General features: G+C 65.8%; 16 protein-coding genes. 6 read left to right on the top strand and 10 right to left on the bottom strand.

Annotated features, from left to right (window positions below; all coding sequences use genetic code 11):
- Window positions 1-8: 8 nt before the first annotated feature.
- Window positions 9-383: a response regulator gene (locus BMX16_RS09460; protein ID WP_089902268.1), complete on the top strand. Its 375-nt coding sequence runs from the start codon at window positions 9-11 to the stop codon at window positions 381-383.
- Between the two features lie 9 nt (window positions 384-392).
- Here the strand turns inward: BMX16_RS09460 and BMX16_RS09455 are convergent, their stop codons facing one another.
- Entirely contained in the window at window positions 393-1,742 is a 1,350-nt protein-coding gene (locus tag BMX16_RS09455) for a sensor histidine kinase (RefSeq protein ID WP_177174622.1), read from the bottom strand.
- Between the two features lie 357 nt (window positions 1,743-2,099).
- On the opposite strand from BMX16_RS09455, the gene serB reads away from it, so the two are divergent.
- Window positions 2,100-2,969 carry a phosphoserine phosphatase SerB gene (serB, locus tag BMX16_RS09450; protein ID WP_089902262.1) on the top strand — a complete coding sequence of 290 codons (870 nt, stop codon included), beginning with the start codon at window positions 2,100-2,102 and terminating at the stop codon, window positions 2,967-2,969.
- The gene (locus tag BMX16_RS09445) at window positions 2,969-3,736 is read left to right on the top strand and encodes a TSUP family transporter (RefSeq protein ID WP_089902259.1); all 768 of its coding nucleotides are present in this window, start codon (window positions 2,969-2,971) and stop codon (window positions 3,734-3,736) included. Before serB ends, BMX16_RS09445 begins: the two co-directional genes overlap by 1 nt.
- Here the strand turns inward: BMX16_RS09445 and BMX16_RS09440 are convergent.
- The 3 genes from BMX16_RS09440 to BMX16_RS09430 form a co-directional block, all read right to left on the bottom strand.
- Window positions 3,733-4,116: a rhodanese-like domain-containing protein gene (locus tag BMX16_RS09440; RefSeq protein ID WP_089902256.1), complete on the bottom strand. Its 384-nt coding sequence runs from the start codon at window positions 4,114-4,116 to the stop codon at window positions 3,733-3,735. The genes BMX16_RS09445 and BMX16_RS09440 overlap by 4 nt on opposite strands.
- A gap of 73 nt (window positions 4,117-4,189) precedes the next feature.
- Complete coding sequence (locus tag BMX16_RS09435) at window positions 4,190-5,056, bottom strand: DMT family transporter (protein ID WP_218139864.1); 867 nt, start codon at window positions 5,054-5,056, stop codon at window positions 4,190-4,192.
- 130 nt (window positions 5,057-5,186) lie between these two features.
- Window positions 5,187-5,873: a response regulator transcription factor gene (locus tag BMX16_RS09430; protein ID WP_089902254.1), complete on the bottom strand. Its 687-nt coding sequence runs from the start codon at window positions 5,871-5,873 to the stop codon at window positions 5,187-5,189.
- A 174-nt stretch (window positions 5,874-6,047) separates the two neighbouring features.
- Between BMX16_RS09430 and ribA the strand changes: the two genes are divergently transcribed.
- Genes ribA through BMX16_RS09415 form a run of 3 tightly spaced genes read left to right on the top strand, consistent with a single transcriptional unit; the run spans window position 6,048 to window position 8,218 of the window.
- Entirely contained in the window at window positions 6,048-7,118 is a 1,071-nt protein-coding gene (gene ribA, locus BMX16_RS09425) for a GTP cyclohydrolase II (protein WP_089902251.1), read from the top strand.
- A 52-nt stretch (window positions 7,119-7,170) separates the two neighbouring features.
- Entirely contained in the window at window positions 7,171-7,665 is a 495-nt protein-coding gene (locus tag BMX16_RS09420) for a L,D-transpeptidase family protein (protein ID WP_089902249.1), read from the top strand.
- 49 nt (window positions 7,666-7,714) lie between these two features.
- Window positions 7,715-8,218 (top strand): RNA pyrophosphohydrolase, encoded by a 504-nt coding sequence (locus BMX16_RS09415; RefSeq protein ID WP_245731460.1) that lies wholly within the window; start codon window positions 7,715-7,717, stop codon window positions 8,216-8,218.
- Window positions 8,219-8,326: 108 nt separating this feature from the next.
- On the opposite strand, the gene rnr is transcribed toward BMX16_RS09415, so the two are convergent.
- The 6 genes from rnr to dapD all read right to left on the bottom strand — a co-directional run bounded on the left by rnr (window position 8,327) and on the right by dapD (window position 13,750).
- Window positions 8,327-10,576 carry a ribonuclease R gene (gene rnr, locus BMX16_RS09410; RefSeq protein ID WP_089902246.1) on the bottom strand — a complete coding sequence of 750 codons (2,250 nt, stop codon included), beginning with the start codon at window positions 10,574-10,576 and terminating at the stop codon, window positions 8,327-8,329.
- A 112-nt stretch (window positions 10,577-10,688) separates the two neighbouring features.
- Window positions 10,689-11,837, bottom strand: a complete 1,149-nt coding sequence (dapE, locus tag BMX16_RS09405; protein WP_089902242.1) for a succinyl-diaminopimelate desuccinylase — start codon at window positions 11,835-11,837, stop codon at window positions 10,689-10,691.
- Between the two features lie 22 nt (window positions 11,838-11,859).
- Window positions 11,860-12,213 (bottom strand): hypothetical protein, encoded by a 354-nt coding sequence (locus BMX16_RS09400; RefSeq protein WP_089902239.1) that lies wholly within the window; start codon window positions 12,211-12,213, stop codon window positions 11,860-11,862.
- A gap of 110 nt (window positions 12,214-12,323) precedes the next feature.
- Window positions 12,324-12,566, bottom strand: coding sequence for a GlsB/YeaQ/YmgE family stress response membrane protein (locus BMX16_RS09395; RefSeq protein WP_089902235.1), 243 nt, complete (start codon window positions 12,564-12,566; stop codon window positions 12,324-12,326).
- A 66-nt stretch (window positions 12,567-12,632) separates the two neighbouring features.
- The gene (locus BMX16_RS09390; RefSeq protein ID WP_089902232.1) at window positions 12,633-12,923 is read right to left on the bottom strand and encodes a hypothetical protein; all 291 of its coding nucleotides are present in this window, start codon (window positions 12,921-12,923) and stop codon (window positions 12,633-12,635) included.
- Window positions 12,923-13,750 (bottom strand): 2,3,4,5-tetrahydropyridine-2,6-dicarboxylate N-succinyltransferase, encoded by an 828-nt coding sequence (dapD, locus tag BMX16_RS09385; protein ID WP_089902227.1) that lies wholly within the window; start codon window positions 13,748-13,750, stop codon window positions 12,923-12,925. Before dapD ends, BMX16_RS09390 begins: the two co-directional genes overlap by 1 nt.
- Window positions 13,751-13,825 lie beyond the last annotated feature (75 nt).

Below are 13,825 nucleotides of genomic sequence, written 5' to 3'. Positions count from 1 at the left end.
CTTGTCTCATGACCATTCGCCTCCTCCATGTCGAAGACGACCTCGATATCCTCGAGATCGCGCTGATGTCGTTCGAGATGGCGGGCGGCTTTGACGTCATGCAATGCGACAACGGCCCGGAGGCGCTGCGTCAGGCGCCCGAGTTCCGGCCGGATGTCATGGTGTTCGACCTGATGATGCCGCAGATGAGCGGTCTGCAGCTGCTCGAGGCGATCCGTCAGGTCGATGGATTCGCCGACACGCCGGTCATCTTCATGACCGCCCGCGCCCAGGCCCACGAAAGCCGTGACATGATCGAGCGCGGCGCGCGCGGCGTGATCGTGAAACCGTTCGATCCCCTGACGCTGGGCGATCAGGTCAGGGCGCTGCTGGCCGCGTCCTGAGCCGCAGCGTCACGCAGCGGGATCGCAGATGTCCAGTTCCATGTAGAACGTCGTGCCGGGACCGGTGTTCTTGGCATAGCTGATGACGCCGTCATGTGCCGCCATGATCTTGCGCGAGATGTTCATGCCCAGCCCGGTGCCGCCGATCTTGCGCGTGTCGGACGCGTCAAGCTGGCTGAACCGGTCGAACACCTTGTCGGTGTCGTTTTCCGACAGGCCCACACCTTCGTCGATCACGCAAATGCGGATGCGCCCCGGCTGCGCCTCGGCCCGGACGCGGACCATATCCCCGGAGGTCGAGAATTTGGCCGCGTTGGACAGCATGTTCGTCAGCACCTGTTCCAGTCGTGCCGGATCGCCCAGCACCCAGCCGCCGCCCTCTCCTTCCACCCGCAGCGTCACGCCGAGGGCGTCGGCATAGGGCGTGGTCAGCGCCACGGTCCGCCCGATCAGCGCCGTGACCTCGACGGGCTGCATGTGGAATTCCATCTTGCCCGCGTCGATCTTTTGCAAATCGAGGATCTCGTCGATCAGCGCGATCAACCGGGCGCAGTTGCGCTGCGAGATGTCGAGAAGCTTGACGATACGCCCGTTCAACGCCCCGAACTTGCCGGAACTGATCAGGTCGATCGATCCCTTGATCGACGTCAGAGGCGTCCGCAACTCATGGCTCATGGTCGAAAGGAAGTCGGTCTTGATCCGGACGGCATCCTGCGCAAGCTCGTGCTGGATGGTCAGATCCTCCATCTTGACCAGATTGTCGCGATAGAGCCGCAGATGGATCCGTGAACAGTCGATGACGAAATACAGTACGAACAGCGCGGTGAACAGCTGCGCCCACAGTTCCGACCGGATTCCGGCGCCGGTCATCCAAATGTCGAAGGCGGGGATGAACACGAAGGCCATGCCGTAGATGATCAGCCGGATCGTCAGCAGGATGGGGACCTGATGGTTGTTCATCGCTGCAAAGATCGCTGCCGCGAAGAGGAAGAACAGCGACATAAAATGCGGCCCGGGTCCCTGAACCAGCGCCAGCGAAACGGCATAGTACACGATGATCGCCGCACTCAGGATCGTGCTGATGATCAGGCGGCGATAGTAGGTGCGCAGTTGTTCCGTATCGCGTCCGGTCCATTGCAGGATGCGGCGGCACAGGATGAAATCCAGCGCCTCGGAGATGACGATCATCACGCCGGCAAGCGTGGCGATCTGCAGGCTGTAATAGTATCCGGCAAGGATCAGCGCCGCCGCAAAGGTCACCTGACGCTGCACCACGAGTTCGATGCTGAGCCGCGCATGATCCTTGAGTGCTCGTCTCAGGACGAAACTGCTCACGGTCTGCCCGGAAAACAGGATCATGAGCCCGCCGTTCATTTGCGCGGCCTGTGGGCCTGTAGGTTACACGGCCCTGTCAATCGGCAACACATGCACAAACTCCTACGATCTGCCGGCGACGACGCGGCTGCGATGACGGTCCTGTCCACTGGGGTCGCAAGCGATCTGGTCTGGTCGATGTTATACCCACCGGACGGCCCGGTCCTACCGACATGCGCCATTCCACCCCCTTGATGCAACTAGAGAAAAGTTAGCGTACGATGACCATACGTCAAGCTTCGGCCACGGCGGCGGTCAGAGGTTGACGTCCCGACGCCGCGCCCTTTCGCGCGACCTGCAAACAGGCTAGCAGAAGGCAATCCCGTGCAAAGGCCGCATCCCATGTTCACGACGACCCTGATCGCTGCACCCGGACTTCTGACCGCGCCGCTGGTGGACAACCTGCGTGCCGCCTGGGGCGGCGATACCCCCGTCTGGCTTTCGCCGGCCGAGGCCGCCTGTTTCGCCATGCCTGCCCTGCCCGACACCCGCTGGACCGCATGGGACGACCTGCAGGCGATGGGCGTCGATCTTGTGGTGCAACCCACCGAAGGTCGCGCCAAGCGGATGCTGCTGGCCGACATGGACAGCACCATGATCCGGCAGGAATGCATCGACGAACTGGCCGCCGAGGCGGGCGTCGGTGCCCATGTCGCCGCGATCACGGCCCGCGCGATGAACGGCGAGATCGATTTCGAGGCGGCACTGATCGAGCGGGTGGGGCTGCTGAAGGGTCTGCCGGAGGCGATCATCGGCCACGTCCTCGACACCCGGATCCAGATGATGCCGGGCGGATACGAGCTGGTGCAGACGATGAAGGCGCATGGCGGTCACGCGGCGCTGGTGTCTGGTGGGTTCACGGCCTTTACCGCGCGCATCGCGGCGGCGCTGGGGTTCGATGAACACCGTGCCAACACGCTGCTAGCGGCGGATGGCCACCTGACCGGCGACGTGGGCCGCCCCATCCTGGGCCGTCAGGCCAAGGTCAACGCGCTGGAGGAGATCACGGCGCGGCTGGGCCTGTCAGTGGGCGACGTTCTGGCCGTCGGCGACGGGGCCAACGATCTGGGGATGCTGGGACGTGCGGGCACCGGGGTCGCCCTGCACGCGAAACTCGCCGTGCAGGCGGAATGCGACGTGCGGATCAATCACGGCGACCTGACGGCGTTGCTGTTCATCCAGGGTTATGCCCGCAGCGATTTCGTCACCTGATGTTCGAGGTTGCCACCGATGTCCTGATGTGGCTGATGCTGGCGGCCTTCGTCGCCGGTGTGGTCGATTCCATCGCCGGTGGTGGCGGCCTGATCACCCTGCCCGTGCTGGTGCTGGCCGGTGCGCCCCCCGTGACGGCCATCGCCACGAACAAGGTGCAGGGCGTGTTCGGCGCGGGCATGGCCGCCATCGCCTATGCGCGTGGCGGTCATGTGGACCTGCGCACGCAGGGACGGTCGGCGCTGATCGCATTCGGCGCCGCTGTGGTCGGTGCGCTGCTGACCTCGTCGCTGCCGGTCGATGTGATCCGTCTGGGGCTGCCTGTCCTGCTGATCGGCATCGCGCTGTTCTTTGCGCTGAAACCTGGACTGAACGACGTGGACCGCGCACAACGGATCGCACCGGGTGTGTTTGCCCTGACGGTGGTGCCGCTGGTCGCGTTCTATGACGGGCTGATCGGACCGGGGGCGGGGGCGTTCTACATGCTCGGTTTCGTGGGGCTGGCGGGTTACGGCGTCCTGCGGGCCACGGCGCATACGAAACTGCTGAATTTCGCCTCGAACCTTGGCGGCATCGCCACCTATGCGGTGGTGGCGACACCGTGGTGGGGCGTGGGGCTGGCCATGGGCGCCGCACAGGTCGCAGGGGCTTGGGTCGGATCGAAACTGGCGATGCGGGTCGGATCGCGGCTGATCAAACCGGTTCTGGTGACAGCCGCAACGGCGCTTGCGTTGCGGCTGCTCTGGCAGATGTGGGTCGAGGCTTAGGCGTCTTCGGTCGGGCCGCCGGCCTCTTTCCAGTCGGGCACGCCACCGACGTTGGTCACGTCCGTATAGCCCATTTCCTTCAACGTCTTGCCGGCCAGCGCCGCTTGACCACCGGCACCGCAGACGAGGTAATACTTCGCATCGGGCTGCATGAAATCCTTGTGATAGGGCGACGCGGGATCAGCTGCAAACTCCATGAACCCACGGGGTACGCGCTTTGCGCCCTTGATCGTGCCGGTCTTGGCAATGTCGCCGCTGTCGCGCACGTCGATCCAGATGCCACCGTCGTCCGACCCATGTGCCTTGATGGCGTCAGCGGTCGGAATGCGTGTGATCTCGGCGTTCGCGGCGTCGAGGTAGTCTTTTGCGGTCTTCGTCATCAGATTGCTCCTTTGGTGTCGGCTGCCGCATGACATAGCGCGTCCCGGCCCCCGGCAAAGGTGGACCTGTCGGTCAGGCCGCACGCCTGCGCAGCCGAATGAGCAGGCCCGACAGCACGATCAGCCCCGACCCCGCCAGCGTTGCGGGCGTCAGCGCCTCGTCGAAGATCAGAACGCCAAGGGCCACGCCGAACAGCAGCCGGGTATAGCGGAACGGTGTGACGGCAGACACATCGCCGGTGCGCATCGCCTTCATCAGGCAGGCATAGGCCGCGACGCCCACGACGACCGCTGCAGCAAGGCACGCGGCTGCGGTCCGTCCCGGCACGACGAACGCCGCCCCCTGCCACAGGGCAAACGCCGTGCCTGCAATGGTGACGGCGACGAAGCCGTAGAAGCCAAGGACCTGCGTGCCCAGCGTCGCCGGTGCGGCACGGCTGGCCAGATCGCGCCCGGCGAAACCGATCATGCCGATCACGGCCAGCACGGACGGCAGTGTGAAACTCTCGGTGCCGGGTTGCAGGATCAAGAGGACGCCGGACAATCCGATCGGAATGGCCGCCCAGCGCTGCCAGCCGACCCGTTCGCCGAAAACCAGTGCTGCGCCCGCGACGACGACCAAAGGTGTCGCCTGCAGGATCACCGTCGCTGCCGACAGCGGGATCAGCGCGATGGCCAATATATAGAACAGGCGCCCCGTCACCTCGAAAACGACGCGGATGCGCATTGCGGGGGCCAACACGTCGCGGGTGAACAGCGGCTGCCCCCCGGCCCTGGCGAGGGCGGCGAACACGATCGCCCCACCAAGCCCGAAGACGATCAGCACCTGCCCGACGGGGATGGTCGCCGACGCGGTCTTGATAACCGTATCCTCGAAGGCAAAGAATGCCATCGCAGCGATCATCCAGAGGCTGCCGCGCAGGTTGGACTGCGCATCCATGGCGGTGGCTGCCGGCGTGTAGGGTGTCATTAGTGCGGCTTCCGGGCGACCGGCCGGGTCATCCGCGCCGTTGGCTTTCGCAGGCATGACCCGCCCGGTGGGACGGGTCAATGCCGGTCATCCCAAGGCGTCAGGCCACCAGACGATAGCCGCCCTGTTCCGTCACCAGCAACCGCGCGTGCGACGGATCCGGCTCGATCTTTTGCCGCAGGCGATAGATGTGGGTTTCCAGCGTGTGAGTCGTCACACCGGCGTTGTATCCCCAGACCTCGTGCAGCAGCACGTCGCGGGCGACCACGCCATTGGCGGCCCGATAGAGGTACTTGAGGATGTTGGTTTCCTTCTCGGTCAACCGCACCTTCTTGTCGTCTTCGGTCACCAGCATCTTCTGCGCCGGACGGAACGTGTACGGCCCCAGCTGGAACACCGCGTCCTCGGACTGTTCGTGCGTGCGCAGCTGGCTGCGAATGCGGGCCAGCAGGACGGGAAACTTGAACGGCTTGCTGACATAGTCGTTGGCCCCGGCGTCGAGGCCATAGATTGTGTCCGCATCGCTGTCCTGCGCCGTCAGCATGATGATCGGGCATTTCACCCCCTGTTTGCGCATCAGGCGGCACAGCTCGCGCCCGTCGGTGTCGGGCAGGCCGACATCGAGGATGATCAGATCGTACAGCTGTTCCTTGGCCTTGGTCATGGCGCTTGCGCCGTCGTCGGCCTCGAACACGTCGAAATCTTCGGTCATCAACAACTGCTCGCCCAGCGCCTCGCGCAGGTCGGTGTCGTCGTCCACCAGCAGGATCTTCTTCAATTGCGCCATGACAACCTCCAGATTGCTCTCATCTCAGATGTGTTGCAGTCACGACATCAACAAGTTGTGCTGCAAAAGGTTCACACGGACGTGTGATTTCCCGCGGAATGTTTCAATCGGGCGCAGTAGCGCCTAGACCCGGCAGCGCCTAGATCGGCACAAAGCAGACAGGATGCGACCCGCATGGGCTTTACACCAGATGGCACCGAACGACTGGCGCGGGCGCGGGCCGACTTGCGCATGGGCGTGCCCGTGGTGGTGGCCGGTGCAGGTGTGATGGTCGCGGCGGAGACGCTGAACGCCGACCGGCTGGCCCTGATGCTGGGTCTGGATGCCTGCATGGCGATCACCGACTGGCGCGCGGCCACGCTGAAGGTCGCGGCCTATGACGGCGACGTCGCACGCATCGCCATGCCGCGCGACGCGGATGCGGGCTGGGTGCGCGGCCTCGCCGATCCAGCGGGCGATCTGCGCAACCCGATGAAGGGACCGCTGCAGGGCCTGCGCGACGGCCCTGCCGATCTGGCCCGCGCCGCCGTCGCCCTGTGCAAGTCCTCCCGCCTGCTACCGGCCGCCGTCATCGCGTCCGTGGACGACGCGGCAGGTTTTGCCGCGCGGCACGGGTTGACCGTGGTGGACGGGGCTGCGGCGCGGGCCACGGATCTGTCGCCCCTGCAATCCATCGTCAGCGCCCGCCTGCCCCTGTCGGTGTCCGAGGCAGGGCGTCTGCACGTCTTCCGCCCCGCCGATGGCGGAGAGGAGCACTACGCCGTCGAGATCGGCCAGCCCGACCGCAATGCCCCCGTGCTGGCACGGCTGCACTCGGCCTGCTTTACCGGCGACCTGCTGGGGTCGCTGAAGTGCGACTGCGGACCGCAACTCCGCGCGGCACTCGGGCGGATGGGACAGGAGGGGCACGGCATTCTTCTGTATCTGAACCAGGAAGGACGCGGGATCGGGCTGGCCAACAAGATGCGCGCCTATGCCCTGCAGGATCAGGGCTTCGACACGGTCGAGGCGAATCACCGGTTGGGGTTTCACGACGACGAACGGGATTTCCGTATCGGGGCCGCGATCCTGCGGCAGATGGGGTTTGCCGCCGTGCGCCTACTGACCAACAACCCCGCCAAGATCGCACGCATGCAGGCCTCTGGCATCGCCGTGGTCGAACGGGTGCCGCTGGCGGTCGGCGAGAATGCCCACAACCATGCGTATCTGGCCACGAAGGCCGCGAAGTCGGGTCATCTGCTGTGAGGGGCGGACGCCTCCCGCGGGGGAGTATTTTTCAAAAAGCGAGGAGGGGCGCATGAAGGCAACCGATCTGGTCGTCATGCGGACGCATGTGCGGTTTCTGGGGCGGCGGTTTCCCCGCACCATCGGGCGCGGCGGGCTGACCGACGCCAAGTGCGAAGGCGATGGGGCCACACCGCGCGGCGTGCACGGCATCGTGGGCATGCTGTATCGGCGCGACCGCATGGGGCGGCCCGCCGACTGGGCGCTGCCCATCGGGCCGTCCGATCTGTGGTCTGACGACGTTCGCGATCCGGATTACAACATGATGGTGCGGGCACCGCATGCCTTTGGTCACGAGGTGCTGCGGCGCGCAGATCCGATGTATGACATCGTGATCCTGACGAACTGGAACTGGCCCTATCCGGTCAAGGGGCGGGGGTCCGCGATCTTTGTCCATCAATGGCGCGGTCCGGGGCGTCCCACGGCGGGATGCATCGGTTTGCGCCGGGCCGATCTGCGATGGATTGCGCCCCGGATACAGCATAACACACGTCTTGTTATCGCTTAACGCGGCAGCTTTCGCGCAGGATGGGCCTGCAACGAAAGGAACCACCGCGATGAACACGCAAGGCCATTTCATGACCGTCGACCAAATCGAACAGCTGCCTTATCGCCCCTGCGTCGGCGTGATGCTGGCGAACCCGCGCGGCCATGTCTGGGTGGGTCAACGCCTGGATCGTGACAGCGATGCCTGGCAGATGCCACAGGGCGGTGTGGACGCCGGCGAAAAGACGCTGGACGCAGCACTGCGCGAGTTGTGGGAGGAAACCGGCGTCACGTCGAAGCTGGTGAGCCTGGAGGCCGAAACGCGCGGCCTGATCCGCTATGAACTGCCGCCGGAACTGGTGGGGCGCGCCTGGGGCGGCAAGTATCGCGGTCAGGAGCAGAAGTGGTTCCTGTTCCGCTTTCACGGCACCGACAGCGACATCGACATCCAGACGAAACACCCCGAGTTCTCGGCCTGGAAATGGCTACCGAAGGATCAGCTGGTCGATGCGATCGTGCCGTTCAAGCGTGCGGTCTATGCACAGGTCGTGGCCGAGCTGGGTCCGCGTCTGTAACATCGACAATGGGCGGGGTGCATGCGCCACCCTGCCCGTGATCTGACCGAACAGACGCCCCCCGACCGTCGCCTCATCTTGCCACAAATACTCCCGCCGGAGGCAGCTTCACTTCGCCTTGCGGATGCGGTTGACCTTGCGCGCGGTGCTGGCGGACTTCTTCTTCGCCGCACCCTGACGGAAGCGGGGCGGCTTGCCGCGACCTGCGGTCGGCCCCTTGGGCTGGGTGCGCCCGTCCAGTTCCAGCAACTCCACGATCAGGCCGCCGGTGACGGGCGTGGCCTCGGTCAGTCGCACGGTGGCGCGCTGGCCCAGACCGATGATCTGGCCGCTGTCCGCGCCCATCAGGGTCTGGGTTTCGGCGTCGTAGTGGAAATACTCGGACCCCAGATTGCGGATCGGGATCATGCCGTCGGCGCCGGTCCCGTCGAGTTTGACGAAAACACCGAAGCGCGCGATGCCGCTGATCCGTCCGGTGAATTCGGCGCCGACGTGTTCTGACAGGAACGCGGCGAGGTAACGGTCTGTCGTGTCGCGTTCCGCCGCCATCGACCGGCGTTCGGTGTCTGAGATCATCTTGGCCGTGTCGTTCAGGTGTTCGATGTCCCACGGCGACAACCCGTCGCGGCCCCAGCCATGGGCGGCGATCAGGGCGCGGTGCACGATCAGGTCGGAATAGCGCCGGATCGGCGAGGTGAAATGCGCGTAGTTGCGCAGCGCCAGCCCGAAATGGCCGAAATTGTCCGCGTTGTAGTAGGCCTGCGTCATGCTGCGCAGCGTGGCGAGGTTGATGAGCTCGTCCGCGTCGGTCCCTTGGGCCTGCGATAGCAACCGGTTCAGATGCGCCGTCTTCAGCACCTGCCCCTTGGCCAGCGTCAGGCCGGAGGCTGCGGCGACCTCGCGCAGCGCATCGAGTTTCTCGGGGCTGGGTTCCTCGTGCACGCGGAACAGCAGCGGCACCTTTTGCGCGATCAGCGTTTCGGCGGCGCAGACGTTGGCGAGGACCATGAACTCCTCGATCAGTCGGTGCGCGTCGAGGCGGTCCTTGAAGTTGACAGCCGTGACCTTGCCGTCGTCATCGAGCTCGATCCGTCGTTCGGGCAGGTCGAGGTCCAGCGGTTGCCGCGCGGCGCGGGCGCGGGCGAGGGCCGCGTAGGCGGCGTAAAGCGGCGTGATGACCGTTTCCAGCAGCGGTTCGGTCTGCGCATCGGGCGTGCCGTCCATCGCCGCCTGCGCCTGTTCGTAGGTCAGTGAGGCGACCGAATTCATCATGGCGCGGTGGAACGTGTGGCCGGTCTTGTTGCCGTCCGCGTCCACCTTCATCGCCACGGCGATGCAGGGGCGGTCCACGCCTTCGTGCAGCGAACACAGGTCGCCGGACAGGGTGTCGGGCAGCATCGGCACGACGCGGTCGGGGAAATAGGTGGAATTGCCGCGCTGCCGCGCCTCGCGATCAAGCTCCGACCCCGGTGTCACATAATGGGCCACGTCGGCGATGGCGACCCAGATGGTGAACGTGCCGTCGTCATGGGCATCCACGTAGCAAGCGTCGTCGTGGTCGCGCGCGTCGGCGGGGTCGATGGTCAGCAGCGGCAGGCCGCGCAGGTCGGTGCGACCCTTGATGTCCACGGGCTTGGCCGCGTCCGCCTCGGCCACGACGGCGTCGGGGAAGTGGTCGGGGATGCCGTGCTGATGGATGGCAATCAGGCTGACGGCACGGGGCCCGGCGGGGTCCCCCAGACGGGTGACGATCCGCGCCTTGGGCAGGCCCATGCGGCCCTTGGGGCCGGTCTGTTCCGCCTCAACCAACTCGCCGTCCTTTGCGCCACCGGTGGCACCGGCGCTGATGACGAACTGGCGGTCGGACCCCTTGTCGATGGGCATGACGCGGCCGCCCTCGCTGCCTGCACGAAAGATGCCGAGGATGCGCTGCGGATTGCTGCCGATGCGGCGGATCATGCGGGCCATGTAGGCGTGCGCCTCGCCCGGCGTCTCGGTCAGCCGCGCCAGAATGCGGTCGCCCGTGCCCAGCGCCGGATCGCCCGACCGCAGCGCCATCAGGATGCGCGGCGGCGGCAGGGCGTCGTTCCATTCCAGCGGACGGGCATAGAGGTCACCATCGCTGTCGGCCTCCAGCACTTCGAGCACCGAGACGGGCGGCAATTTGGCCGCATCGCGGTAGGAGGAGCGTCGTTTCGCGAGGTGCCCCTCCGCCGCCATCTCTCGCAATGTCTGTTTCAGCAGGACGCGGTCCGCACCCTTGATGCCGAAAGCGCGGGCGATGTCGCGCTTGGCCGATTGCGTCGGGTTGTCGGCAATGAACGCGAGGATGTCGGTCTTGGAGGGGATCTGTGTCATGGCGTGGCACCTAGCACGCGCAGGGCGGTTCGTCATGGGCTATGTGGACGCGCGCGGCGGCGGTGGCCGGGGCCAGCCCCGGACCCCGGAGTATTTCGCAAAAAGCGAGGGGTCAGGCGAAGTAGTCGCGCAGGATGCGGGCGTAGATCGCCTTCAGCGTGTGGATGTCGGCGACGGGGACCTTTTCGTCGACCATGTGCATGGTCTTGCCGACGAGGCCGAATTCCACCACCGGGCAGTGGTCCTTGACGAAACGGGCATCCGACGTGCCGCCGGAGGTCGAGAGTTCGGGAGTGCGGCCCGTTTCGGCCTGCACCGCGCGACCGATCAGGTCCGACAGCGCACCCGGCGGGGTCAGGAAGCTGTCGCCGCTGACCTTGACCGCCATCGCGATGCGGATGGAAGTCTCGGCGGCGACCGCATCCAGTTCCGCCTGCATCCAGTCGGTCAGGCCAGCGGCGGTATGCGCATCGTTGAAGCGGATGTTCAGCGTGGCCCGGCAGGTGGCCGGGATCACGTTGGTTGCGGGATTGCCGGTGTCCATCGTCACGACGGCAAGGGTCGAGGCGTCGAAATGATCGGTTCCGGTGTCGAGGGTATGGCTGGCCAGCCGGTCCATCAGGCGAGCCATCGCAGGCAGCGGGTTTTTCGCGCGATCCGGGTAGGCTGAGTGGCCCTGCACCCCGTGGAAGGTGAAATGCGCGGTCAGCGATCCGCGGCGGCCGATCTTCATCGCCTCGCCCATGTGGTTGGGGCTGGTGGGTTCGCCCACGAGGCAGTCGGTCATCGCCTCGCCCTGCGCGGCCATCCAGTCGAGCAGGGCGGTGGTGCCGTGTTGGGCATCGCCTTCCTCATCCCCGGTGATGGCGAGGATGATCGCCCCGTCGGGCGGCGTGTCGCGCACCATGTCGCAGGCGGCGGCGACGAATGCGGCGACGCCGGATTTCATGTCGGTCGCACCGCGCCCCCAGAGGAAGCCGTCGCGGATGTCCGCCCCGAAGGGATCGACGGTCCAGTCGTCGGGATTGCCGATGGGCACCACGTCGGTGTGGCCGTTGAAGCCGAAGCTGCGGTTCGCGCCGCGTTTGCCCCACCGCGCGTAGAGGTTGGCGATGCCCCCCCGGTCCACGCGGGTGCAAGCAAAGCCTGCGTCAGTCAGCACCTGTTCGAGCAGGACCAGCGCGCCGCCTTCTGCAGGGGTGACGGAGTTGCAGCGCACCAGACGCGCGGTCAGATCGACGGGATCGAGGGGGGTCGGCATGGCGCGCACACTCCGGTTGGGGTCAGGCGTCGTCGGCACCGGGGGTGTCGTAGAACGGCGTCATCTGCGCCACGATCACGCTGTTCTCGTCCAGCGCGCGCTGCATCAGGGCGCGTTCGTCGCCGTCGATGTCATGACCGTCGGCCAGACGTTCGTCCAGCGTGCCGTAACCCGACACGTCGAGCGGCGACAGATCGGCCTGCTTCAGGATCGCGACGGTTTCGCGCACGGCCTCCGCCTCGTCCACGCCGGAGGCGTAGCACATCAGCGCGGCACCGGTGGCGCCCTCGGGCAGGCCGTCGTCGGTCGACCGGCCGACCTCGACCAGCAGCGTATAGACCTGCTGCGTGCGTTTGACTGTGGGTTCTTTCGTCATGTGGCTGGCATCGCGCCGAAGCGCTGGCCTGTCAAGGGTGCAGCCGCACCAACGCAAAACGGCGCACAGTTGCCTGTGCGCCGCATTGTGCCGAAACGGTTGGGCCGCTGTTAGCGACGCACCATCCGTGCGATGGCGATCAACACGCAGGCACCGATGAAACCGGCGATCAGGTAGCTGATCGTGCTGGAGGCGGCGTAGAGGCCGAGGACGCTACCGAAGATGAAGTTGAACAGTGCGGCGCCGATGATGCCGAGGACGATGTTCGCCAGAATGCCCATGTTGGACTTCATGAATTGTTCTGCGAGCCATCCTGCGATGCCCCCGATGATGATTGCGCCAATCCAGCCCATGCATGTCTTCCTTCTTGAAAATAACTGGACCATTCGTTGGTCCTTCTGCGACACGAACACGTGAGGTTAATCTTTGTTCCCATCGTCGCGCGACAATACGCGCGATTTCGCGGCCCAGAGTGCGGAGGTGATCAGGACCACCTGCACCGGGACAAAGAACACCGCGCCATAGACGAGGGCCAGCACCGCGAACGGCGGGTCGCGGGACAGCAGCGGGCCCGTCACCGCGACCAGAACCAGCGCCATGACGCCGGCCAGAAGCACCGCATCCGCCAGCACGGGACCCCACGCGGCGAACCATCCCGGATGCACCCCGTCCGCGATGCGTCGCCGTGCCAGCGTTCGGCTGAGGATCATCAGCCGCGCAGCAGGTCGTTGATCGCGGTCTTGCTGCGGGTCTGCGCATCGACCCGCTTCACGATCACCGCGCAGTAGAGGTTGATGCCGTTCTTGCTGGGCATGGAGCCTGCGACGACCACGGAATAGGGTGGCACCTCTCCATAGGTGACCTCGCCCGTTTCGCGGTCCACGATCTTGGTCGACTGGCCGATGAACACGCCCATGCCAAGGACCGCGCCTTGCCGGACGATGCAGCCTTCGACAACCTCGGACCGGGCGCCGATAAAGCAGTCGTCCTCGATGATCGTCGGGCCCGCCTGCATCGGTTCCAGCACGCCACCGATGCCGACGCCACCGGACAGGTGCACGTTGCGGCCGATCTGCGCGCAGGACCCGACCGTGGCCCAGCCATCGACCATCGTGCCTTCGCCGACATAGGCGCCGAGGTTCACGAAGGACGGCATCAGCACCACGCCCGGCGCGATGTATGCGGACCGGCGCACGATGCTGCCCGGCACGGCGCGGAAACCGGCGGTGCGCCAGTCGGCCTCGGTCCAGCCGTCGAACTTGGACGGCACCTTGTCCCACCAGGTGCTGCCGCCGGGCCCACCCGCGATCGGGGCCATGTCGTTCAGGCGGAACGACAGCAGGACCGCCTTCTTGGCCCATTGGTTGACGTGCCACGTGCCGTCGTCCTGCCGATCGGCCACACGGAGCGTGCCGGTGTCGAGGGCGGACAGCGTCGCCTCGATCGCGTCACGCACGTCGCCGGTGGTGGCGGTGGTGATGGTGTCGCGGGCGTCCCATGCGGACTCTATGGTGGATTCGAGGGCGGAGTGGGACATGATCGGGCCTCTGTGCTGGTTTGACGGGTTGGCGCAGGCTATATCCACCACCTTAGCGCTGCGCAACTTTCAGGA

This window comes from Loktanella fryxellensis, assembly GCF_900110065.1.
Classification (GTDB): Bacteria; Pseudomonadota; Alphaproteobacteria; order Rhodobacterales; family Rhodobacteraceae; genus Loktanella; species Loktanella fryxellensis.
Note: the sequence above shows the minus strand (reverse complement) of the source record. Positions and strands in the feature narration are given on the sequence as shown.